Annotated in this window: 20 protein-coding genes; 13 read left to right on the top strand and 7 right to left on the bottom strand. The window is 65.3% G+C overall.

Annotated features, from left to right (window positions below; all coding sequences use genetic code 11):
* Window positions 1-9: 9 nt before the first annotated feature.
* From AB4Y72_RS08610 to AB4Y72_RS08580, 7 genes are all read left to right on the top strand, one after another.
* Entirely contained in the window at window positions 10-1,191 is a 1,182-nt protein-coding gene (locus AB4Y72_RS08610) for an HpcH/HpaI aldolase/citrate lyase family protein (protein ID WP_441425739.1), read from the top strand.
* A complete protein-coding gene (locus AB4Y72_RS08605; protein WP_441425738.1) occupies window positions 1,188-3,818 on the top strand; it encodes a phosphoribosyltransferase domain-containing protein in 2,631 nt (876 codons plus the stop codon). The genes AB4Y72_RS08610 and AB4Y72_RS08605 overlap by 4 nt, the downstream gene beginning before the upstream one ends.
* Window positions 3,815-4,660, top strand: coding sequence for an HAD family hydrolase (locus AB4Y72_RS08600; protein ID WP_441425737.1), 846 nt, complete (start codon window positions 3,815-3,817; stop codon window positions 4,658-4,660). The genes AB4Y72_RS08605 and AB4Y72_RS08600 overlap by 4 nt, the downstream gene beginning before the upstream one ends.
* 311 nt (window positions 4,661-4,971) lie before the next feature.
* Window positions 4,972-5,865: a potassium channel family protein gene (locus tag AB4Y72_RS08595; protein WP_441425736.1), complete on the top strand. Its 894-nt coding sequence runs from the start codon at window positions 4,972-4,974 to the stop codon at window positions 5,863-5,865.
* 151 nt (window positions 5,866-6,016) lie between these two features.
* Complete coding sequence (locus AB4Y72_RS08590) at window positions 6,017-6,889, top strand: PhzF family phenazine biosynthesis protein (protein ID WP_441425735.1); 873 nt, start codon at window positions 6,017-6,019, stop codon at window positions 6,887-6,889.
* Window positions 6,890-7,054: 165 nt separating this feature from the next.
* Entirely contained in the window at window positions 7,055-7,639 is a 585-nt protein-coding gene (locus AB4Y72_RS08585; RefSeq protein ID WP_441425734.1) for a histidine phosphatase family protein, read from the top strand.
* A 23-nt stretch (window positions 7,640-7,662) separates the two neighbouring features.
* On the top strand, window positions 7,663-8,397 hold the full coding sequence (locus AB4Y72_RS08580) for a YoaK family protein (protein WP_441425733.1): 735 nt from the start codon (window positions 7,663-7,665) through the stop codon (window positions 8,395-8,397).
* 54 nt (window positions 8,398-8,451) lie between these two features.
* On the opposite strand, the gene AB4Y72_RS08575 is transcribed toward AB4Y72_RS08580, so the two are convergent.
* Window positions 8,452-8,925, bottom strand: coding sequence for a hypothetical protein (locus tag AB4Y72_RS08575; protein ID WP_441425732.1), 474 nt, complete (start codon window positions 8,923-8,925; stop codon window positions 8,452-8,454).
* A 162-nt stretch (window positions 8,926-9,087) separates the two neighbouring features.
* On the opposite strand from AB4Y72_RS08575, the gene AB4Y72_RS08570 reads away from it, so the two are divergent.
* Window positions 9,088-9,513, top strand: coding sequence for an HD domain-containing protein (locus tag AB4Y72_RS08570; protein WP_441425731.1), 426 nt, complete (start codon window positions 9,088-9,090; stop codon window positions 9,511-9,513).
* Window positions 9,514-9,541: 28 nt separating this feature from the next.
* Here AB4Y72_RS08570 and AB4Y72_RS08565 read toward each other — a convergent pair whose 3' ends face one another.
* A complete protein-coding gene (locus AB4Y72_RS08565; protein WP_441425730.1) occupies window positions 9,542-9,856 on the bottom strand; it encodes an ester cyclase in 315 nt (104 codons plus the stop codon).
* Between AB4Y72_RS08565 and AB4Y72_RS08560 the strand changes: the two genes are divergently transcribed.
* The 3 genes from AB4Y72_RS08560 to AB4Y72_RS08550 are packed head-to-tail and all read left to right on the top strand — an operon-like array spanning window position 9,770 to window position 11,551.
* Entirely contained in the window at window positions 9,770-10,855 is a 1,086-nt protein-coding gene (locus AB4Y72_RS08560) for a sigma-70 family RNA polymerase sigma factor (RefSeq protein ID WP_441425729.1), read from the top strand. The genes AB4Y72_RS08565 and AB4Y72_RS08560 overlap by 87 nt on opposite strands.
* Window positions 10,856-10,859: 4 nt before the next feature.
* Window positions 10,860-11,348, top strand: coding sequence for a hypothetical protein (locus AB4Y72_RS08555; RefSeq protein ID WP_441425728.1), 489 nt, complete (start codon window positions 10,860-10,862; stop codon window positions 11,346-11,348).
* Window positions 11,345-11,551: a hypothetical protein gene (locus tag AB4Y72_RS08550; RefSeq protein WP_441425727.1), complete on the top strand. Its 207-nt coding sequence runs from the start codon at window positions 11,345-11,347 to the stop codon at window positions 11,549-11,551. The genes AB4Y72_RS08555 and AB4Y72_RS08550 overlap by 4 nt, the downstream gene beginning before the upstream one ends.
* A gap of 90 nt (window positions 11,552-11,641) precedes the next feature.
* Here AB4Y72_RS08550 and AB4Y72_RS08545 read toward each other — a convergent pair whose 3' ends face one another.
* A complete protein-coding gene (locus tag AB4Y72_RS08545; protein WP_441425726.1) occupies window positions 11,642-13,003 on the bottom strand; it encodes an MFS transporter in 1,362 nt (453 codons plus the stop codon).
* A gap of 585 nt (window positions 13,004-13,588) precedes the next feature.
* Here AB4Y72_RS08545 and AB4Y72_RS08540 point away from each other — a divergent pair.
* On the top strand, window positions 13,589-14,323 hold the full coding sequence (locus AB4Y72_RS08540; protein ID WP_441425725.1) for a TM2 domain-containing protein: 735 nt from the start codon (window positions 13,589-13,591) through the stop codon (window positions 14,321-14,323).
* A gap of 176 nt (window positions 14,324-14,499) precedes the next feature.
* On the opposite strand, the gene AB4Y72_RS08535 is transcribed toward AB4Y72_RS08540, so the two are convergent.
* The 4 genes from AB4Y72_RS08535 to AB4Y72_RS08520 all read right to left on the bottom strand — a co-directional run bounded on the left by AB4Y72_RS08535 (window position 14,500) and on the right by AB4Y72_RS08520 (window position 18,560).
* Entirely contained in the window at window positions 14,500-15,267 is a 768-nt protein-coding gene (locus tag AB4Y72_RS08535; RefSeq protein WP_441425724.1) for an amino acid ABC transporter ATP-binding protein, read from the bottom strand.
* Complete coding sequence (locus AB4Y72_RS08530) at window positions 15,264-16,298, bottom strand: amino acid ABC transporter permease (RefSeq protein WP_441425723.1); 1,035 nt, start codon at window positions 16,296-16,298, stop codon at window positions 15,264-15,266. The genes AB4Y72_RS08535 and AB4Y72_RS08530 overlap by 4 nt, the downstream gene beginning before the upstream one ends.
* Window positions 16,299-16,304: 6 nt before the next feature.
* Window positions 16,305-17,207, bottom strand: coding sequence for an ABC transporter substrate-binding protein (locus AB4Y72_RS08525; RefSeq protein ID WP_441425722.1), 903 nt, complete (start codon window positions 17,205-17,207; stop codon window positions 16,305-16,307).
* Between the two features lie 81 nt (window positions 17,208-17,288).
* A complete protein-coding gene (locus AB4Y72_RS08520; RefSeq protein WP_441425721.1) occupies window positions 17,289-18,560 on the bottom strand; it encodes an alpha-hydroxy acid oxidase in 1,272 nt (423 codons plus the stop codon).
* Window positions 18,561-18,666: 106 nt separating this feature from the next.
* Between AB4Y72_RS08520 and AB4Y72_RS08515 the strand changes: the two genes are divergently transcribed.
* Window positions 18,667-20,322 (top strand): PucR family transcriptional regulator, encoded by a 1,656-nt coding sequence (locus AB4Y72_RS08515; protein ID WP_441425720.1) that lies wholly within the window; start codon window positions 18,667-18,669, stop codon window positions 20,320-20,322.
* Window positions 20,323-20,333 lie beyond the last annotated feature (11 nt).

The raw sequence follows: 20,333 nt of genomic DNA, 5'->3' as shown, positions 1-20,333 counted from the left end.
TAGGGGACAATGCAGCACTTCAAAGCCTTGGCTGATTCCGTCAAAGATCGGCTTTTCCACCTGCGCCCCGAATACCTTCACCGCACGTCGGACCCCGGTCTGCTCGCCGTCGCGCTGGGCGCCACCCTTTACTCGCCGGCCACAAGGGGCTCGCTGGCACACGGAATCCGCAAGCAAGCGGCGGCGGGGTGCCTCAGCATCGTCGTCTGCCTCGAAGATGCCGTTCCCGACGAGGATGTGCCCGCCGCGGAGGAGAACCTGCTTGTTGCTTTGGCTGAATTGTCCCAGGACGATCCGGGCGAACTCCCGCTGATCTTCATCCGGTGCCGTACGCCCGAACAGCTTCTCGACGTCGGACGACGGGCGGGTGCCGCCCTCAGAGTCGTCTACGGCTTCGTCCTGCCCAAGTTCGAGAACGAGACCGGGCGCGGGCGCGCCTTCCTGAAGGCACTACAGGTGTTGAACGAAGAAGCCGGACGCACCGGGGACTCCGAGGAACACCCCTTGAAGGCGATGCCGATCATCGAGGACCTTTCGACAACTCACTTGGAGTCGCGCGTCCGAGTGCTAACGGACAACCTGGCCCTGGTCGAAGAATTCCGTGACTTGGTGCTGTGCGTCCGAATCGGTGCCACGGACATGTCCAGTGCCTTCGGCCTGCGGCGTTCGCGCGACCTGACCATCTACAACGTCAAGGTGGTCGCCAACATCATTGGCGACGTCGTGAACATCTTCGGCCGCCCAACTGACGGCTGGGTCATTTCCGGACCTGTCTGGGAACACTTCGTCAACACAGAACGGATCCTGCGGCCTCAGCTGCGGTCCACCCCGTTCGAGGCCGTCAACGAGGGCCGGCTCCGGCAGCGCATCCTGCTTGACAACCTGGACGGGCTGATTCGCGAAATCGAGCTGGATCTCGCCAACGGCCTGCTGGGCAAGACGGTCATCCATCCCAGCCACGTGCCCGTGGTACACGCCATGTGCGTCGTAAGCCACGAGGAATACCTCGATGCCCTGGATATCGCCGGGAGCGACGGCGGAGGCGTGCAGGCATCGTCCTATGGAAACAAGATGAACGAGTTCAAGCCACACCGCGCCTGGGCGGAGCGCACTCTGCTGCGTGCCAGGGCCTTCGGGGTCGCAAGGCCCGGCGTCAGCTTTGTCGAACTACTAGAAGCGAGCATGCGGTGAAGCAAATCTCTACGGATGCTCCCTGGAGCGGTGGCTACGTGCGCCATGCTCTGGGCGTCAACGTGGCCTCGGACCACAGTCGCAGCGTGCTGCCGGTAGAAGCACTGGTCGGACTGGCGCTGCGGCGCAATCCCAAAAGGGCCCATCTGCTTGTCTCCCGGGTGCTCGCCAAGCACGTCCCCACGGAACCAGGGATCGCGACGTCGGCGGGGCAGCTTCTGGGGCTCCTGGTCCGCCGGGAACTCCAGGTCCCCTCCGCTGCCGGTCCGGACGCCGCCACCGGATCACTGACAGCCGTCATTGACGAGGCCGCGGGCAGGCTGGCGCGTTTCCTGGACGGGGACACGGCCCCGAGCGACGGCACGGCCCCCGACGAGGACGGCCGACGCCGCAGGCTTGCCGATTTGGCGGGCTTGGGCGAATTGCTCGCCCGATGGCAATCAGAACTTCCCGGCGTCGTGACCATCGGTTATGCAGAAACCGCCACCGGGTTGGGCCAACTGGTGGCCGGACAACTGGGGACGTATTACATCCACTCCACCCGGCAGAGCAGCAGCGGGGTGGAACCCTACGGCGCGTTCGAGGAAATGCATTCGCACGCAACTTCCCACCAGTTGCTGCCGACTAGCCGCGCCGCCCTGAACCTTGCCGAGACTGTGGTCCTGGTGGATGACGAACTGAGCACAGGCTCCACGATTATCAACACCATCCGCGAATTGCACCGCACCGCACCGCACCGCCATTACGTCGTCGCCTCCCTAGTGGACTTGCGCTCCCCTTCAGACCGGGACCGCTTCGAGGACCTGGCGCGCGAACTCGGCTCCAGAATCAGCGCCGTGGCGCTGGCGCAGGGAAGCATCCAGCTGCCGGAAACGCTCGCGTCGGACGCGGCGGAGCTGATCAGCAGGATCCCGCTCTCGCGCGCAGCGGTCCCCGCGTCGAGCCGGATTCAACTGCTGGACCTGCGCGGCATCGTGCCGCCATTCCGCAGCGCCCGCTTTGGGGTTGCCGGGCGTCTTGATCCGGACCAGCCGGAGGGCATCGCAGACGCTCTGGCCGCGAACCTCGGCGGCCGCGGCGAGGCAGGGGCCCGGGTCCTGGTCCTCGCCACGGAGGAATTCATGGCGCTGCCCCTGGCGGTCGCCGGCGCGTTGCAGGACCTACGCCCTGACACCGACATCCGCTATTCCACCAGTACCCGCTCACCGATCGCAGCGCTGGACGAACCGGACTACGCGATCCGTTCGGGGATTGCCTTTGGCAGCGACGACGACGCCCCGGACGGACCCGGGCCTCGGTTTGCCTACAACTTCACGCACCCAGGAGGGCGCTTCGATACCGTGCTGATCATGGCGGAACCCGGCACCGCGGAGTCCGGGCTCCTAGGCCCCGGCAAGATCGCCGAGGCCGTTTCCGCCTGGGCCGACGATGTCCGGTTGGTAATGTTGCCGGTCCAGCAACCGTTCCCGACGCCACTGCTCGGCCCCGCCTTTGGTTCTTATCCCCCGGAAGACGTCCAATGGCTGCTGAAGGACCTGAGTTCTGCCCAGCTGGAAGCACCGAGAGAAGAGCGTGAGGCCGCCATCCAGTCCGGCAAGGCCAGTTACGCCGAATCGCTGCCGCAGGAGTTCGAACCCTCGCCCGAATACGGCGCCCTGTTCCAGTCCGCTCTGGAGAGCACCGCGGTCCGGATTGCGCACGCCGTAGGAACGCTTACCGAGCAGGTCCTGAAGCTGCGCGGCAACGCCCCAGTGTTGGTTTCCCTTGCCCGCGCCGGAACTCCCATCGGGATCCTGATGAAGCGTTGGGCCTGGGAGGTCCACGGACTGAAGCTGCCGCACTACGCCATCAGCATCGTCCGCGGCCTCGGCATCGACCAGACCGCCCTCGGCTATCTCGCGTCCCGACACAACCCGGACGACGTCATGTTCGTCGACGGTTGGACCGGCAAGGGTGCCATCGCCCGCGAACTCGCCGCCGCCGTCGAACTCTTCCGACAGACCGACGGGCCGGCGTTCCGTCCCGACCTCGCGGTCCTCGCGGACCCGGGACACAGCGTCCGGATATTCGGCACGCGGGATGACTATCTGGTCCCCTCAGCCTGCCTGAACTCGACGGTCTCCGGTCTCGTCTCCCGCACCGTTTTCAACAAGGCGCTGATCGGCCCCGGCGATTTCCACGGGGCTAAGTTCTACTCGGAGCTCTCCGGCAGCGACGTCTCCCGTGACTTCCTGGCGGCCGTAACGGCCCAGTTCTCCGGGGTCCGGGACGACGTCCTGCGAGCAGCAGCCCACGCCCCCTCAGACATCGCCGGGCTCCCGGAAGCAGACTGGTCCGGATGGTCCGCTGTCGAGCAGATCAGCCGCAGCTTCGGCATCAACAACGTAAACCTGGTCAAACCGGGTGTCGGCGAAACCACCAGGGTCCTCTTGCGGCGGGTGCCTTGGAAGGTGCTGGTGCGCCCCGAGGCTGTGCCAGAACTTGCCCACGTGCTGCATCTGGCCGAACAGCGCGGCGTCGAGGTACTGGAGGTCCCTGACCTGGCCTACAGCTGCGTCGGACTGATCCATCCTGTACACACGCCGGGAGCAACGGGCGCTGACGGCAGGGCCGTGGTAGACGTATGAGCGTCCAGTCGAGTGGCGCGCCGGTAATGGTGGCCAGCGACCTGGACCGCACGTTGATCTATTCGGCGAACTCCATGGCGCTCGTGGGAAGCGACCACCTTGCGCCCCGGATGGTGGTCGCCGAGGTGTATGACGCAGCACCGCTGTCCTTCATGACCCGGACAGCGGAGGAGCTGCTGGAGGGGATCGTGGAGCGGAGCGTCTTCGTTCCGGTCACCACCCGCACACGGGCGCAGTTCTCCCGGGTGCGGCTGCCCGGCTCCGGCCGTGGGTACGCCGTGACGACGAACGGCGCCGAGCTGCTGCACGACGGCGAGCCGGACGGCGACTGGTCGCGGCACATCCAGCGGTCTTTGGAGTCAGCCTGTGCGCCCCTGGACGACGTGTTGGGCCACCTCAGAGGCGACGCGGCAGTCCCCGCCGTATTGAGGGTCCGGACCGCCGAAGATTACTTTGTGTACTCGATCGTTGACCGACAGTCGCTGCCCGACACGTATCTGGACGAGCTCAGCGCGTGGTGCGCGGCCCGCGGTTGGACGACGTCGTTGCAGGGACGGAAGCTGTACTGCGTGCCGGCCCCGATCACAAAGGAATCCGCGGTGGACGAGGTCCTGCGGCGGAGCGGGTCAGGTCTTCTTGTAGCCGCGGGCGACTCCCGGCTGGATGCGGGCATCCTCAAGCTGGCGGACATCGCGATCCGTCCATCCCACGGCGAACTCGACAGCGACTCGTTCACCCTGCCGAACCTGACTGTGACTTCGGCTTCAGGAATCCTGGCCGGCGAGGAGATCCTGCGTTTCGTCAGCGGCGTCCTGGCGGAAACCCTGGCTCCGCTCCCCTAGCTTGTCCCCGGGCAGGGGCCGACTGACCAAGCCGCGTTCCAACCCGTCTTCCGCCGGGTGCGCTCCGACCGGCACCCTGATTGCGGATCATTCGGAGGTGTCGAATACTGCACGCTACCCCTTGACGTCGTTCCGGCCCGCCCACAGGCTGCGGCAATTTGACGGTCGCACGCTAGGCACGCACGTGCTCGCAATCGTCCTAGGAGAGGTCGGCGAGCAGCTGGGGAACCCGCCCGTCGGGGGCTATCCCGTGGGCCGGTTGCCCGGAACGTGAGGCTGCTCGTCGAAGAGTGCCGCCTCTAAGATGAGGCATGGACTTCGAGGACACGCTCTGGACGGTTTTGGGGGCCGGGCTAGTTCTGCTGATGCTCGTTGACGTCTTTCGTACCCTTCTTTATCCGCACGGTTCCGGTCCTCTGGGCAGGGCGATCATGCGCGGATTCTGGCTTGTATCGAGAAAACTGCGGGGCCGGGGCTCTTTCATCGCAGCACCCTTGGCGATGGCCGCTGTCATTGGTACTTGGGCAGGCTTGGCGGCCATCGGCTGGGCTCTGCTCTATCTGCCTCATCTGACGGACGGTTTTGTTTACGGAGCCGGGGTTCCACTGCGGGCCGACTTTGCCGAAGCCCTCTACATCTCTATGGTCACCCTTTCCACTGTGGGGTTTGGCGATATCGTGGCGGCGGATCCGCTGCTCAGGCTGGTTGTTGCCCTCCAGGCCGTCGCCGGTTTCGGGTTGCTGACAGCAACGGTCACTTGGATCCTGCAGACGTTTCCGGCCCTGAACCGCCGCCGGGCCCTTGCCCACCAGCTGACCCTGTTCAGGGACGCCGCAGGTCCGGCAGGTGTATTGGCCATGGATCCCAGTCACGCTACCGGACTGTTGGAGGCAATTGCAGGAAACATGGCTACGGTGACCATAGACCTGCTTGCGTTCCATGAAACCTACTACTTCCGTGAAATTGAGCAGCGCGGGTCCTTGCCCGCAACGGTGGCCTACGCCCAGGAGCTGGCATCCCAGGCCCAGCACAGCGAGAGCCCTGAACTGCAGTTCGCTGGACGGATGCTCCACGCGGCGCTGGACGGACTCGCGGAGGTCCTTCGCGGCAAATTTGGCCATTCCGGAGCCACATCTTCCGATGTGTTCGACAGCTACGAGCTGCATCACCGGCACCGACGGCCAGGGGAACCGGACAAAAATTAGCATCACGGTCATCGCTGACGCTGGCGCGGTGGCTGGACTGATTCGTTTGAGAAGTTGCGCGTGATTACGACGCCCCGGCACCAAGAAATAAGGGCAGGCACGGCGCCCATCACGGCCTCCGCCATCTGGACCGCTGTGCGACGATGTCCGAATGGAACCGACGTCGGAAGTACTGCGCTATGCCGCCTTCACCACTACCCCGGACGGAGGAAATCCGGCGGGCGTAGTCCTGGACGCAACCCGGCTCGACGACGCCCGGATGCAGGCCATCGCGGCCGACGTTGGCTATGCGGAAACGGTCTTTGTCACGGAGGCCGCGGTCGACGGCGACGCCCGCCGAAACCGTGTGCGGTACTTCTCCCCCATCGCCGAGGTGCCGTTCTGCGGCCATGCCACGATTGCGTTGGCCGTCGCACTGTCAGGGCGTGATGGGGCGGGGACCTTTATCTTCGACACGCCGGTGGGGCCCGTCGCGATCGAGACGGCAGGCCAGGGCGCGGCGGTGACGGCCAGCTTCACGAGTGTGGAGCCGCGGGTGACCGAGTTCCCCGACGGGGTTCTGAGCGCCCTGCTCGGGTTGCTCGGCGTGGACCGGGGCGAGCTGCACCCCGCGTACCCGCCGATGATCGCTTTTGCCGGAAATTGGCACCCCATTCTCGTCTTCGCAGAGCGAAAGACCTTTGATTCGTTCGTTTTCGACCCGGATTCCGTGCGCACGCTAATGGATGCCCAGAACTGGGCCGGCACCGTCACGACGCTGTATGAGATGAAAGCAGACGAGATGGGGCCGGGCGAGTTCGACGCGCGCAACCTCTTCCCGGTGGGAACGATCACCGAAGATCCGGCGACCGGGTCGGCTGCCGCTTCCTTCGGCGGATACCTCCGTTTGCTCTCGCTCGTGGAGCCGCCCAGCCGCGTGATCGTGCACCAAGGCGGCCATGTCGGCCGCCCGAGCGTGCTCACCGTCGACATTCCTCCGTCCGGCGGGATTATCGTGAGCGGTGGGGCCGTCGAAATCAGCTGAGTCGTACGAGTCGACGACGGCGCCATCGCCGTCACCGGGAGCGGACAACATTTCCAGTCATGGACTTCAGGGAGCCAGCCCGGGGCCTGCTGCGGGGCAGTCTCCTTGCAGCTTCACGAAGCGCCGGTTTCCGGGGCCAGTCCCCACTCAGGGCAGAATGGGCGAATGACCCTTACGACTTTCGCACTCATTCGCCATGGCCAGACCGACTGGAATGCGGAGCGCAGGCTCCAGGGATCCACCGACATTCCGCTGAACGACGTCGGCCGCACCCAGGCGCGGGACGCCGTCGCTGCCTTGTCCGGTTATGAGTGGGACGCGATCGTGTCCTCGCCGCTGAGCCGTGCCGCGGAAACGGCGGACCTGATCGCCGCCGGGCTCGGGCTCAGCGTGACCCGGCGCCTCCCGGAGCTCACCGAGCGTAGCTACGGACCCGCCGAGGGCCTGCAGGACGGCCCCGAATTGGACGCCCTGCGCACCCCAGGCGGTTTCCGCGGCGCCGAAAGCGACGACGACGCGGCCAACCGCGGGTTGGCCGCGCTGGAGTCCCTGGCCGAGGAGTTCCGCGGCGGCCGCGTCCTGGTGGTCGCGCACGGTTCGCTGCTGCGTGTGAGCCTCAGCAGGGTGGCCGGCCAGGATCTGCCGAGCATCGATAACGCCGCACTGAACCTGGCCCACCACCACGCCGTCGACGGCTGGGAGCTCGAGTACCTCAACGGCGAGCGGCTGACCGCGGCCGCCATCAACTGACCCGGCCCGGAAAGAGTGAACCCATGCTGAAACGACTGAAGGCCGCCGAACAGGCCAGGCTGCACCTGATCCTCATGCTCGTGTTGACGTTCTCCACCGGCGTCATCGACGCCGTCGGCTATCTGGGCCTTGACCGGGTCTTCACCGGCAACATGACCGGCAACGTGGTCATCCTGGGCATGGCCCTGATCGGTGCCGACCACCTGCCCGTCGTCGGGCCCTCGATTGCCCTGGCCTGTTTCATGCTCGGCGCCGTGATCGCCGGCCGCGCCCTTCGGCCCGAGGCCGCAGGCTGGAGCCGGCGCACCACGGCCCTGCTGACCGCCGTCGGCGTCACGATGGCCGCCGTCGCCGTCGTCTTGTTCTTCCATGCCCCGCACGCCGGCGACCCCGTCACCCTGGCGATCACGGGCGCGCTGGCGGTCGCGATGGGAATCCAGGCGGCCACGGCCCGGCACCTGAGCGTCAAGGACGTCACCACCGTGGTGGTGACCTCGACGCTGACCGGGCTGGCCGCCGATTCCCGCTTCGGCGGCGGCAAGGGCGCGCACGCAGGCCGCCGGTTTGGCGCCGTCGTGCTCATCCTGGCCGGCGCCACCGTCGGCGCGGCCCTGCTGCACGTCCATCCGGGCTACGGCGTGCTACTCACCGCGCTGCTCACCACGGGTGTGGCCCTCACCGGTGGCATCGCCCGGCATCAGATTCTGGACGGAAATCCTGCCATCGGAGAATCCGCGACGGTGGCTTCACACCGCTGAGCTCGTAGCTGTACTGCCAGAGGCGTGAAGGACTCCGCCGTCGTACTTTGCGTCTTAGGCCCCCCGGTAGATCTTCAATGCCGCACCGTAGCCCAGCGGCAAACCGTGGCCGTGCAGCCAGGACACTAGGACTTCCAGCGCTTCTGCCTGGCTGAGAACCTGGCTCCGTTTCGGCCCCTTTTTCGGCTTGTTTCCGGCGTCGTCGGCCGCGGAACCGAGGCCAATGCGCCAGTTGTGCGTAGTTTCGCCGTTGGTCTGGGCAACCTCCACCAAATAGCCCTTACCGGTATTCGCGGCCTGGGCGTAACGTCCGCGGCTTTGGCCATGCAGGTCCTTCGTCTGGACCGTAAACCAGTCGTCTTTGCGGGTGATCGAGCGAGCAAGAGCGATCAGCTGATCCGTTGACTCCAGATCATGCCAGCCCATGTATTTTCGTTTCCGCTGGGCCTGCCATTCCAGCGACTCCTCCGGCTGAACGCCGAGCATCAGTTCAAGTTGTGTATCGGGTAGCGCCAGAGTTTCCAGCATCCCTCGCCCCTTTCGTGGGTCATGTACAGGACCACGATGTGCCATGGCACTGACATTCTCGGGTCCACGCGAGGAATGTCGCGACCGGTTGATAGCCTGCGAATACCGGCCAAGATCTAACTTGGCCGGTCGACAGAGAGGGTCTCCATGGAAACCCAAGAATTGACTTCCGAAGTAGCCGCCGCGAAAGCGATCGCGACCATCGCCCACCGGGGGCAGACGGACAAGGTTGGCGTCACTTACATAGAGCATCCGCGCCGCGTGGCCGCCCGGCTCACGGACCCGAAGCAGGTCGCAGTCGCCTGGCTGCATGACGTGATCGAGGATTGCGGCGTCACGGCCAACGACCTGATCGCCGCCGGAATCAGCCGTGAGGTGGTGGACGCCGTCGTCCTCCTGACGCGGACCGAAGCGAACGAGGGCGACGGATACTACCGGGCAATCCACAAGAACCCCAATGCCCTCGCAGTGAAGTTGGCTGACATTGAGGACAACACGGATCCGGCGCGCACCGCGTTACTGACTGCAGAAAAGCGGGAGCGCCTAGCCGCCAAATACGCACACGCCCGGGAGATCCTCGAGGCCTAACCCTCCCGGGCCGACATGTCGGCCGCCGTCATGCGGGCAAAGCTCCGATCTGCTGCACGAGGGTCATGGTGTCCGTGGTTCCCCAGTGCTCGGCGATCTTGCCGTCCTGGAGGCGGATGATGTCGATCCGGCCGGATTCGACCGTCCCGCCCGTGGCCGCAATGCCCAGCAGTGGTGTCTGCCGGTTGCCCCGGAAATTGTCACACCGACCGCATAGTCTGCCCTCACGAGCTTGAACCGTCCGGCAGGGGATGACATGGCTGACCTGATCCACAAGGCAATCGGCAGGACACCATCCCCGCCTGCACGGGCTGCCGCGCTCCCTGAACCATTCGAGCCGCATGATCCTGGCCGGCCGGAACTGCTGGCAGCTGGCGGCGGGTTCACCGACGACGCCGTCGCGGACTACCTGCGCCGGCTGAGCCGCTACGACCTGCTCACCGCCGAGCAGGAAGGGGAACTGGCGCAAGAGATCGAGGCGGGCCTTTTCGCGGAACACCTCTTGGCGGACGGAACATCGCGGCCCGGCCAGGATGCCGACGAGCTCCGGACGATCGTCCTTCTGGGCAGGCGTGCCGGCGACACACTAATCCACGCCAATCTCCGGCTGGTGGTGTCCATCGCCAAGCACTACACCCGCCGGGGACTCGACCTTCAGGACTTGATCCAGGAAGGAAACCTGGGACTGCTCAAGGTCGTCCGCACGTTCGACTTCACCCTGGGTTTCCGATTCTCCACCCACGCCACGTGGTTCATCCGGAGCGCCATCACGCGGGCATTGGCCGATCAGGCCCGTCTTATCCGGCTGCCGGCTCACGTCGTCGATCAGCTGCAGAAGGTCCGGTCAGCGCAGCGGACCGCCGCGATGGCAGGGGCCGTCTGTAGCAGGGAAGATCTCAGCCGGATGACACACTATTCGATCGGGAAGGTCGAGTGTCTGCTTTCCGTGGACCAGCCGGTCCTCTCCCTGGACGCGTGGGGGCCAGATGGCCAGGGTGGAACCGAGGCCCTGGCCGAACACCTGTGGGATCCCGCCCCCGACGCGGCCGAACCGCTTTTCCATGAACAAATGAAGGCGCAGGTCCATGCCGTCCTCGACACACTCGAGGCATGCGAAGCCCGGGTCATTGCGATGCGCTTCGGCATGACGGGTGACGGAGGGAAATCCTTGGACGCCGTCGCGGAGGCGTTCGGCATGTCCCGCGACCGCCTACGCCACATCGAGGTCACGGCGATGGAGAAGCTCAAACACCCGTCCCGGTCCAACGCCTTGCGGCCGTATCGGTTTGACGACGACAGCCCATTCGGCACCGGTAACCGTCCGACCCGCGGCTTAGGCTGATCGCATGTCACCAACTCCGTCTCCGACACCGATCGAGGTCTTCGTGCACACCGGCCCCGCCGAGTGGTGGCAGATTCTTGCCGCTCTTGGCCCGCTGGCTGTGCTCCTCGGCGCGCTGGTCGCTGGGGTTATCGGCTGGCGGACCCTGAAGCAGAAAGCTGAAGCGGACAACCGCGCCGAATGGTGGAATCGGACCCAATGGGCCTTGGACGCCGTCTACTCCGGGGACAAGAAGCGCGGCACCATCGGGCTGAAGGTCCTCAAAGTCCTGGGTGAAAGCGAATTGGCCGGCGAGGGCGAGCTCGCCGTCCTGGAAGCGGCATCGGAGAAGCCTCTCGACCAAGCGGCCCAGGCCCGTGCGGCCCGCGCGATGGCCGAAGCGCCGGCTCCGGCGCGCCTCACGCCGTCGGGCGCCACAGTGGACGGCGAACCCGCATCGGGCGACAATGAAGACGACCGCAATCCCGGCGAAACTGGAGGAGAGCCACGATGAGCGCCTCAACGCCCCCGGTCCATCACGGCGCCCACGCCGCGTCTGCACAGGTCGAACCGGAAGCAGTTTTCGACGACGATGACCGCGCCATGCAGATCGCGGCGGCCCAGCTTCGTGAAGTTACAGACCGCCGGCTGGGCAAGGTGACCCCTGAATGGGTTAAGGCCCTCGCCCAAGAACCGCCCCCCGGCCGCACCGACTGAGCGCTGCGGGCCAGGGACTCGGCACGGTCGGCGGCTGCTGGCTGGCTTGCGGGGCTGCGGCTTGGGCGCCCGGGTGCGAGCCGGCGTCCCTCAGACCCGCCGCTCCCGCCAGCGTAGCGACACCGCGAGCACCAACGCGCCCAGCCCCAGCATCACGAACACCATCAGCCCCCAGTTCGCCTGGTTGACGCCGGTGCCGTAGAAGATGCCGATCAGCACGGTCGCCGTGATCGCGCCGAGGTAGCGGCAGGTCTGGAAGATGCCGGCGGCAACCCCGCGCTCCTCCCGCCGGGTGGACACGTACATGCCCTGGCTCGAGGAAATCGCGACCACACAATACGGGACCCCCAGCAGGGCGGTCAGGGCGAGCACCACCGGGACGGCCAGGGACACCGTCAGCAGCCACATCGCCCCCGACGCCACGATGAGCAGCACGACGCCGGCGATCAGCACCCGCCGTACGCCGAATCTGTCGATCGCGCGGACCGCGAACGGCGTCCCGACCACGGAGATCGCGGCGAGGGGCAGCATCAGCAGGCCCACGACGCCGGGGTCGTAGCCGCCGGCGGTCTGCAGCAGCTGCGGCAGCCCGAAGAACGCAAAGTAGTAGACGCCGTTGAACAGCGCGAAGCCCAGGTAGACCAGCAGCAGCGGGCGGTTGCGGCCCAGCAGCCGCAGGTCCAGGAACGGCGGACTGAACCGCAGCTCCCGCCACGCGAACAGCACCGCGAGGAGCAGCCCTCCCCCGAGAAGCCACCACCGGTAGGCGGGCAGCACGTTCAGCAGCGCCATCATCACCAGCACCAGGGCGCCGATGAACGCCCCGATGCCCGGCAGGTCCGAGTCCCGCAGCAGCTCCGAGACCCGGCCGCGCTCCCGCCCGCCGTCCGCCGGGGCAAAGCGCCGCACCACGAAGATCGCCACCAGGGAGAGGGGGACGTTGATCAGGAACAGCGCCTGCCATCCCACCAGGCTCACCAGCAGACCGCCCACCACCGGCCCGACAGCCGCCGCGGACGTGTTCGCCATTTGGATCCGGCCCAGCGGCCGCGTGGACTTCACGTTCGCCTGCCGTGCCAGCGCCGCGACCATGACGACGGCGCTCGGGTAGGCGGTCGCGGTGCCGAGGGCCATGAACGCCCGGGCCACGCAGAGCAGGGCGAAGTTCGGCGCGAACGGAGCGAGCGCACAGGTCACGGCCACCAGCACCATGCCGAGCATGAAGAGCCGGCGCGGGCCGAAGCGGTCGGCGAGCCGGCCCATGAGCGGCTGGCCGGCCGCGGAGGTGAGGTAGAACGCCGTGATCACCCAGGTGACCGTGGCGACGTCGAGCCTAAAGTCCTCGCGCAGCACCACCAGGGCGACGGCGATCATGGAGGAATTCAGCGGGTTCAGCGAGGTGCCGAGACTAAGTCCGGCGACGGCGAGTCCCGTCCGGGAAGAGTTGCTCACGGCAACAGTCTGTCCCAAGGCCGCCGCTGACCGGAACTTCGTGACGGGCAAGTTCGACGCCGGCTTCTTCAACTGCGGGCGTTCAGCGAATCATGACCCGTGGGCGATCATGTCGCGAGAATTGCCGACTGTATCCGCGTGCTTTGAATTTGACCCATCCTGCACGTTGCTACTCGAATGCTGAATCGTCGAGTCCTCGGGTGAATAGGTCTTATCCGAAGTTTTCCGGGGCGACGATCACTCTGGTATTCCAAGAATCAGATGGCACTCTGTTTGCTGACCCCGGCTTCGAGCTCCTGATAAAAGTTGCGTTCTTCGCGACAGCGTAAGGCGATGATGACGTCAAACTCGATTGCACGGCACTCTTCTGTGTATTCTCTGAATGGGCAGCGATGCCGCACATTGCTTTGGGGGAAATGGGCTCGGATACGATAAAAATCGGGCTTGGTCCGCAGCGGTCCCGGCTGCTCCCAGCGCACAATTTCGCGCCCAGAACTGGCCAAGTTGCCAGCCAATAGATCTCGAACCGCATCCCGCATTCAACCTCCGCCGCCCGCCACAGGGCTGCCCAAGAAAAGGGTCTCAATGAGCCAGCCAACACCCCCTCCCGCAGGGCCCCCAGCATCGTACCCGCCGGCGCCCGCACCCTACCCGGGAGCTCCTGCGGGTTATCAAGATGTCCCTGAAGCATTTCGGAAGACTCAGTCCGGCCAGCAGTACGCCGTCGGCGGCAAGTCGTTTTTGACAGCCTGGCTTCTGTCCCTGCTCCTCGGTGTCTTCGGTGTTGACCGCTTCTACCTAGGCAAGAACGGTACCGGCATCCTCAAGCTCGTCACATTTGGTGGCTTCGGAATCTGGGCTCTTGTGGACCTGATCCTCATCCTCACCAACAAGCAGACAGACAAGCAGGGAAACAAACTTTCGGGTTACGACCAGCACAAAAAGGTCGCCCTCATCGTCACCGGGATCGTAATGGTGCTCGGCTTCATCTTAAACTCGACCCGACCCGCTCCGGCGTTGACCCCTGCCGCTACTCCTGCAACTTATCCGGCCGCTTCGACTGCTGCCCCCGCCCCTGTGGCAGCCGCACCAGCAGCTCCGTCCGCGCCCCTGACGGCTGTCATTCCGGCAGCCGTAGCGGGGACCAACGCCGAAGCATTGGACGATGATCTCAAGGCTCTCGGCTTCAAGAAGGTCATTTACAATGCGGATACAGGGAAAACCGTTCTCTTGCTCAGTAACTGGACCGTAACGGGCATCGACAATCCCGGCGTGGAACAGTCGATTAATAAGGCCGTGGTCGTCCACGTGAGAAAGTAGTCCACCGGGCTCCGACGCGGACGGACCACGAAGTTGGTCCGTCCGCGTCGGAGCCGCGAACCGCGGTAAACACTGTAGCGAGTCACTGACTGCGGGCGACGAAGTCCTAGATGTTCCAGGCCCGCACGTCGATGCCGGCGCAGCGGCAAAGCCACAGCGTAAGGCGGAGAACGACGTCAGAGGACCTTGGACAGGAACGCCTTGGTACGGTCGTGCTGCGGGTCGTTCAGGATCTGGCGGGGCGGCCCGGCCTCCACCACCACGCCGTCGTCCATGAAGACCAGGGTGTCCGCCACCTCGCGGGCGAACCCCATTTCGTGGGTCACCACGATCATGGTCATGCCGCTCTTGGCCAGCCCCTTCATGACGTCCAGGACCTCGCCCACCAGCTCCGGGTCCAAGGCGCTGGTCGGCTCGTCGAAGAGCATCAGCTTGGGGTCCATGGCCAAGGCGCGGGCAATGGCCACCCGCTGCTGCTGGCCGCCGGAAAGGTGCGCCGGGTAGGCATCGCCTTTGTCCCCCAGCCCGACGCGCTCCAGCAGTTCCATGGCCCTTGCCGTGGCGGCGGCCTTGGAAATCTTCTTCACCCGCATGGGAGCGAGGATGATGTTCTCCACTGCGGTCAGGTGCGGGAACAGGTTGAACCGCTGGAAGACCATGCCGATTTCCTGGCGTTGGAAGGCGGCTTCCTTGAGCTTGAGTTCGTAGAGCTTTTCGCCTTTTTGCCGGTAGCCGACCAGCTGTCCGTCGACCGAAAGCCGGCCGCCGTCGACCACCTCGAGGTGGTTGATGCACCGCAGGAACGTCGACTTACCCGAACCGCTGGGCCCCACAATGCAGAGGACCTCCCCGGGGTCTACTTCCAGGCTGATCCCGCGCAGGACCCTGTTGGATCCGAAATTCTTGGAAACCTTCTCCGCAAGAACCATTGGCACTTCGGTCATCCCTTACCTCCAAAATCAGTGCCGGGCGGCGTACCCGGTGTACCCGGTGCGCCGGGGCCGGCCATCGGTGCCGGTTCGGGCGCGGCGGACGCCTTGCCTGACTTGGCCCGCCCGGTTCCGCGGGAGAACCGCTTTTCGATGAAGTGCTGGCCCACCATCAGGACGGAGGTGAAGAGCAGGTACCAGAGCGACGCCACAATCAGCAGCGGCACCGGAGTGAACGTCACGGCGGAAATGCCGCGGGACACCCCGTACAGGTCAATGCTCAACGGGATCGCGGCCACCAGGGAGGTGGTCTTGAGCATCGAAATCACTTCGTTGCCGGTCGGCGGAATGATGATTTTCATGGCCTGTGGAACCACGACGTAGCGCATGGTCTGGCCCCAGGACATCGCCAGGGCCGTCGAGGCCTCGGCCTGGCCCTCGTCCACGGACAACAGACCGGCCCGCACGATTTCAGACATGTAGGCGGCCTCGTTCAAGGCCAGCCCGATCACGGCGGTGATGAACAGGTTGGTGAAGATATCGTTCGGGACGGTGATCCACGGCGTCGTGAACGGAATCCCCACTGTGAACACCGGATAGATCAGGGCCACGATGCCCCAGAACACCAGCTGCACGTAGACAGGGGTTCCGCGGAAGATCCAGATGTACAGCCAGGCGATGCTCTTGAGCACCGGGTTGGGCGAGAGCCGCATGATGGCCAGCAGCAGGCCGATGACGATTGCGCCGATCATCGCGTAAATGGTCAGCCACAACGTGACCCACGCGGCCTGGCTGATCCGGCGGTCAAAAATGTACTTGCCCACATCCGGCCAGCCGTAGTCCGAGCGCTGGGCGGCGTCCAGGACAAAGACCGCCAACCCGAGCACCAGCACGACGGCAATCACGATCCGCCACGGGTGCCGCAGCGGGATGGCGACTATCGCCTCCGCCGGTGCGGTGTCCGTGTCCGGTCCGCTCCGGGTCCGGGCCCGCAGCTTCCTCTCAGGCTCCGACTCAATCATCCTGTCGGATTCCGGCTCGCTCATTTGCTATCACCCTTTGGCTGCCACGTTGAGGGTTGCCGTCTTGACGCCGCCGGATTCGACGCCCCACTTGGACAGAATCTTGTTGTAGGTGCCGTCGTCGATCAGCGCCTGGAGCGCCTTCTGCAGGACCGGCGTAAATGCACTCCCCTTGGCCACGGGCATCCCGTAGGGTGCCACCTCAAAGGCGTTGCCGGCGGTCTGCAGCTTGTCCTTGGTCTTGGAGATGGCGTAGAGCGTGACGGGCGAGTCGGCGCTCATCGCGTCGACCTGTCCCACCACGAGGGCGTTGGTCGCCTGGTCCTGCGCGTCGTACTTGAAGATGGTGATCGGCGCCTTGCCCGCGTCCGTGCACGCCTTCGACTTTGCCGGAACCTCGTGGGTGTCCTCATAGGTGGTGGCCTGGACGGCGACCTTGAGCCCGCACGCGTTGTTCGGGTCCACGGTCTTGCCCTTGGGGGAAGCCCACTGGATGCCGGCAGAGTAGTAGTTCACGAAATCAACCTGCTTTTCGCGTTCCACCGTGTCGGAGAACGACGACATTCCCATGTCGTCCTTCCCGGCCTTCACGGCCGGGAGAATGTTATCGAAGGTGCCGATGTCGAAGTTGACCTTCAACCCCAAAACCTTGCCCAGGGCGTTGGTGAGGTCCACGGACCAGCCCGCCGGCGCGCCGTTGTCGTCCTTGAACTCGTTGGGCGGGTAGTTGTTGGCCATGCCGACGTTGAGCACGCCTGAGCTCTTCATTTTTTCCGGGAGCGAGGCGGCAAGGGAGTCATTCTTTTGCACCTCGATGGCGTCGGAGGTCCCGCTGGCGCCGCTGGTGGCGGCGGGTTCGCTGTTGTTGACACAGCCTGAGAGCGAGACCGCCGCGGCTATGGTGAGAACGGGAAGAAGGTATCGGGTGCGCATGGCTTCCTTAGCTGTTCGGGGATTCTCTAGGCTCCCGCAACGCTGCGGGAGGGCACTGCATGACTGCTTATTCAGAACTCATCAATTCGTGTTTCCCGGCACTCTCGTTTCCAGAATCTCTCCGGAATGACGAATGTCCCGAAGAATTTCCCCGCCTCGAGCCTTCAACTCGGAAATGCTGGAGACGCCCACTAACGTCATGGTACGCCGCAGTTCATCGGCGAAGATGTCTATGATGCGTTCGACGCCGGGTGAGCCGGCCGCCACCAATCCGTACAGGTAGGCCCTGCCGATTGAACAGGCATCGGCTCCCAGTGCCAGCGCCTTGAGGACGTCGCTCCCCCGGCGGATGCCGGAGTCCACATAGATCTCGATCGAATTCCCCACCCGGTGCCGCGATTCCTGGAGGACATCCATGGGGCTCAGCATGTGGTCGAGCTGGCGTCCGCCGTGGTTGCTCAGCTGGACGGCGTCCAGGCCAATGCGGGAGGCCTTCGCGACGTCGGCCGGGTTGACGCAGCCCTTGAGCACGATCTTGCCGTGCCAGGCCTGCCGCAACGCTTCCAGTTCCTTCCATCCGCTGCTGGCGTCCGAGTGGCCCAGGATGTGCTGCCACATGGTCGGGGTGACCACGGAGGTGGCTGCGGGACTGCGCGGATCCAGATTGGGAAAACTGATGCCGTCCGACTTCAGGAAGTTGATCCACCAGGACGGACGCCGGGCGATATCCGCGATGGTGGACAGCGTCAGCGCGGGAGGCGCGGTGAAACCGTTGTGCAGGTCCCGCTCCCGGGATCCCAGCGCCCGGGTGTCGACGCCGATAATCAGGGTGGTGAATCCGGCGGCTTCGCAGCGCGACAGTTTGTCCCTCAGCGCCTGGGCGTCGGGGGTGAGTCCGAAGTTAAACCAGCGGTCGAGATCCGGGTGCTGCTCTGCGATGGTTTCCATCGGAACAGTGCTGAGCCCGGCCAGCCCGTAGGGGATGCCGGCCCGGTCGGCGGCTGCCGCTACGGCCAGCTCGCCCTCGGGATGGAACAGCCGGGTCGCTCCCGTAGGGGTGAGCGTGAGCGGCAGGGCGCTTTCTTTTCCGAGCAGGGTGGTGGTCGTATCGGGTCCGGACACCGGGCCCCAGGTGGGCATCAGGGCCCACGCGTCGAAGACGGCCCGGTTGCGGCGGAGAGTCACCTCGTCTTCGGACCCGCCGTCGAGATAATCAAAGATCCCGGCCGGCAGGACCTTGCGCGCTGCCTTCCGGAATTCCTCGACGTTGTAGGCGCCCGCCAGCACGCGCCGTTGGCGGGACAGGACGGGGGCCTTCACCTGTACGAGTTGCCTGGCTTCGCTGATTTTCAATGACGACCTTCCGTTGTACTGTCCTGCGTTATGGTTCAGCGTAGGAAATGACGCTCCGCATCACTATGGAGTTATCGACAAATGAGGGGCTAATCATTAGTAGCGAATGCCAAACAGCATCTTTGGTGTCCCGGTGACGACGCCGGCGGTGGAAACGCACGCACTGCCCACGCTGGCCGACGTCGCCCGCTCCGCGGGATCGGAAATTCTCAGCCTGGTGGAGATGCCGTCCGATGATCAGCAGATCGTCGCCGGCTCAGTCCTCTACGACTCGACCGCCCGGCCCGCCAAATTCCCTGGCGCCGTTGCCCTGGCCATCGGCTTGTCTCTTTCCGGGAAGCGTCTGGGCGCAAAGGTGCGCGAACTCAGCGACGCCGGTTACGTAGCCATTGTCTACAAATCCAACGGCACCTCGGACGAAGCCTTGCGGGCGGCCGCCCGGGACAACGGGATGGCGCTCTTCCGTGCCTCCGACTCGGTGCCGTGGAACCAGCTCGCGGAGATCATGGACGCCGCGGTCATCCCCCACCGGCAATCGGGACGCACCCTGGTGGACATCCGCCCCGGCGACCTTTTCGACCTGGCCAACACGGTGGCGGCCCAGGCCGGCGGTGCCATCGCGATCGCCGCGCCCGATCAGACGATCCTGGCGTATTCGACACTGCCAGATCAGCCCATTGACGAGACGCGCAGGAGTTCCATCCTGCGTCTGCAGGTACCGCATTCGGTGGAAACCGACCAGGACTACCGCCGTGTCCATGCCTCCGCCGACCCACTGAATGTCACGACGGAGGATCCTCTACTCCGGCGCACGGCCATCGCCATCCGGGCCGGCGACTCCGTCCTGGGCTCGCTGTGGCTCCTGGAACTCGCGGACCACCACAACGAGGACGCCAACCGGATCCTGCGCGAAGCCGCCAACGTCGCCGCGCTGCACATCCTGCACAAACGCACCAGCTACGTCTCGAACCTGACCCGGCAGATCGACCTGGTCAAGCCGCTCCTGTTCGACCCCAAACGGGCAGAGCTGGCGGCTATCAGGCTCGGGATCTCGGCGGCGTCCGTCCGGGTCGCGGCGGTCGGCGTCTGGCCATCCGATGCCGCAGCGGCCGAGACCCTGCAATCCCGGCTTCGGCTCTTCGACACCATCCGCACCGCCTGCGCCATCAGGCTGCCCTCCGCCGTCTGCGGGCTCTCGGACAACATCGTCTACATCGTGCTGCCGCAAACCACCGAATCTTCACGCCAGTTCCAACGCGGCGCGCTTCTGAAAATCGTGCAGAATGCCCGGCGGCTGCTCTCCCGCCCGGTCCTGGCCGCGCTGGGGGTCGCGGCGACGATCGACCGAATTGAAGATTCCCGCGTCAATGCGGAACTGGTCCTGTCCGAGCTGGTGCGCAGCGTCGCCGAAGGCCGCGTCGCCGAGGATTCCGACGACATCGTTGCCGACGACGACGCTCTCGGCTCTCGGCTGCAGCTGCGCCAGCTCGTCTCGTCGCTGACGACGTCGGGCCAGTTGCCCGGCGCCCATGCCCTCCGCATCGCTGCCTACGACGAACAGCACAAGAAATCCTTCGAGGAGACCATCTACGCCTACTTGAGCTGCGGCGCGAACGCGATCGAGGCCGCCAAGTCTCTGGACGTGCACGTCAACACGGTCCGGTACCGGTTGTCCCAAGTGGAGCCGCTCTTCGGCATCGACCTCGACGACGGGGACACGCGCCTGCTGGTGTGGCTGCAGTTGTGGGCCAGACACAACTAGCAATTCACACG

This window comes from Arthrobacter sp. YAF34 (assembly GCF_052113245.1).
Taxonomy (GTDB): Bacteria; Actinomycetota; Actinomycetes; order Actinomycetales; family Micrococcaceae; genus Arthrobacter.
The sequence above is the reverse complement of the archived record's forward strand: the minus strand, read 5'-3'. Positions and strand labels throughout refer to the sequence as shown.

What these genes read in the sequence shown, in the direction of transcription:
- AB4Y72_RS08610 (WP_441425739.1), top strand. Translation starts at nt 10, where the DNA reads ATGCAGCACTTCAAAGCCTTGGCTGATTCCGTCAAAGATCGGCTTTTC.
- AB4Y72_RS08600 (WP_441425737.1), top strand. Translation starts at nt 3,815, where the DNA reads ATGAGCGTCCAGTCGAGTGGCGCGCCGGTAATGGTGGCCAGCGACCTG.
- AB4Y72_RS08595 (WP_441425736.1), top strand. Translation starts at nt 4,972, where the DNA reads ATGGACTTCGAGGACACGCTCTGGACGGTTTTGGGGGCCGGGCTAGTT.
- AB4Y72_RS08590 (WP_441425735.1), top strand. Translation starts at nt 6,017, where the DNA reads ATGGAACCGACGTCGGAAGTACTGCGCTATGCCGCCTTCACCACTACC.
- AB4Y72_RS08585 (WP_441425734.1), top strand. Translation starts at nt 7,055, where the DNA reads ATGACCCTTACGACTTTCGCACTCATTCGCCATGGCCAGACCGACTGG.
- AB4Y72_RS08580 (WP_441425733.1), top strand. Translation starts at nt 7,663, where the DNA reads ATGCTGAAACGACTGAAGGCCGCCGAACAGGCCAGGCTGCACCTGATC.
- AB4Y72_RS08575 (WP_441425732.1), bottom strand. Translation starts at nt 8,925, where the DNA reads ATGCTGGAAACTCTGGCGCTACCCGATACACAACTTGAACTGATGCTC.
- AB4Y72_RS08560 (WP_441425729.1), top strand. Translation starts at nt 9,770, where the DNA reads ATGGCTGACCTGATCCACAAGGCAATCGGCAGGACACCATCCCCGCCT.
- AB4Y72_RS08565 (WP_441425730.1), bottom strand. Translation starts at nt 9,856, where the DNA reads ATGCGGCTCGAATGGTTCAGGGAGCGCGGCAGCCCGTGCAGGCGGGGA.
- AB4Y72_RS08555 (WP_441425728.1), top strand. Translation starts at nt 10,860, where the DNA reads ATGTCACCAACTCCGTCTCCGACACCGATCGAGGTCTTCGTGCACACC.
- AB4Y72_RS08550 (WP_441425727.1), top strand. Translation starts at nt 11,345, where the DNA reads ATGAGCGCCTCAACGCCCCCGGTCCATCACGGCGCCCACGCCGCGTCT.
- AB4Y72_RS08540 (WP_441425725.1), top strand. Translation starts at nt 13,589, where the DNA reads ATGAGCCAGCCAACACCCCCTCCCGCAGGGCCCCCAGCATCGTACCCG.
- AB4Y72_RS08535 (WP_441425724.1), bottom strand. Translation starts at nt 15,267, where the DNA reads ATGACCGAAGTGCCAATGGTTCTTGCGGAGAAGGTTTCCAAGAATTTC.
- AB4Y72_RS08530 (WP_441425723.1), bottom strand. Translation starts at nt 16,298, where the DNA reads ATGAGCGAGCCGGAATCCGACAGGATGATTGAGTCGGAGCCTGAGAGG.
- AB4Y72_RS08525 (WP_441425722.1), bottom strand. Translation starts at nt 17,207, where the DNA reads ATGCGCACCCGATACCTTCTTCCCGTTCTCACCATAGCCGCGGCGGTC.
- AB4Y72_RS08515 (WP_441425720.1), top strand. Translation starts at nt 18,667, where the DNA reads ATGCCAAACAGCATCTTTGGTGTCCCGGTGACGACGCCGGCGGTGGAA.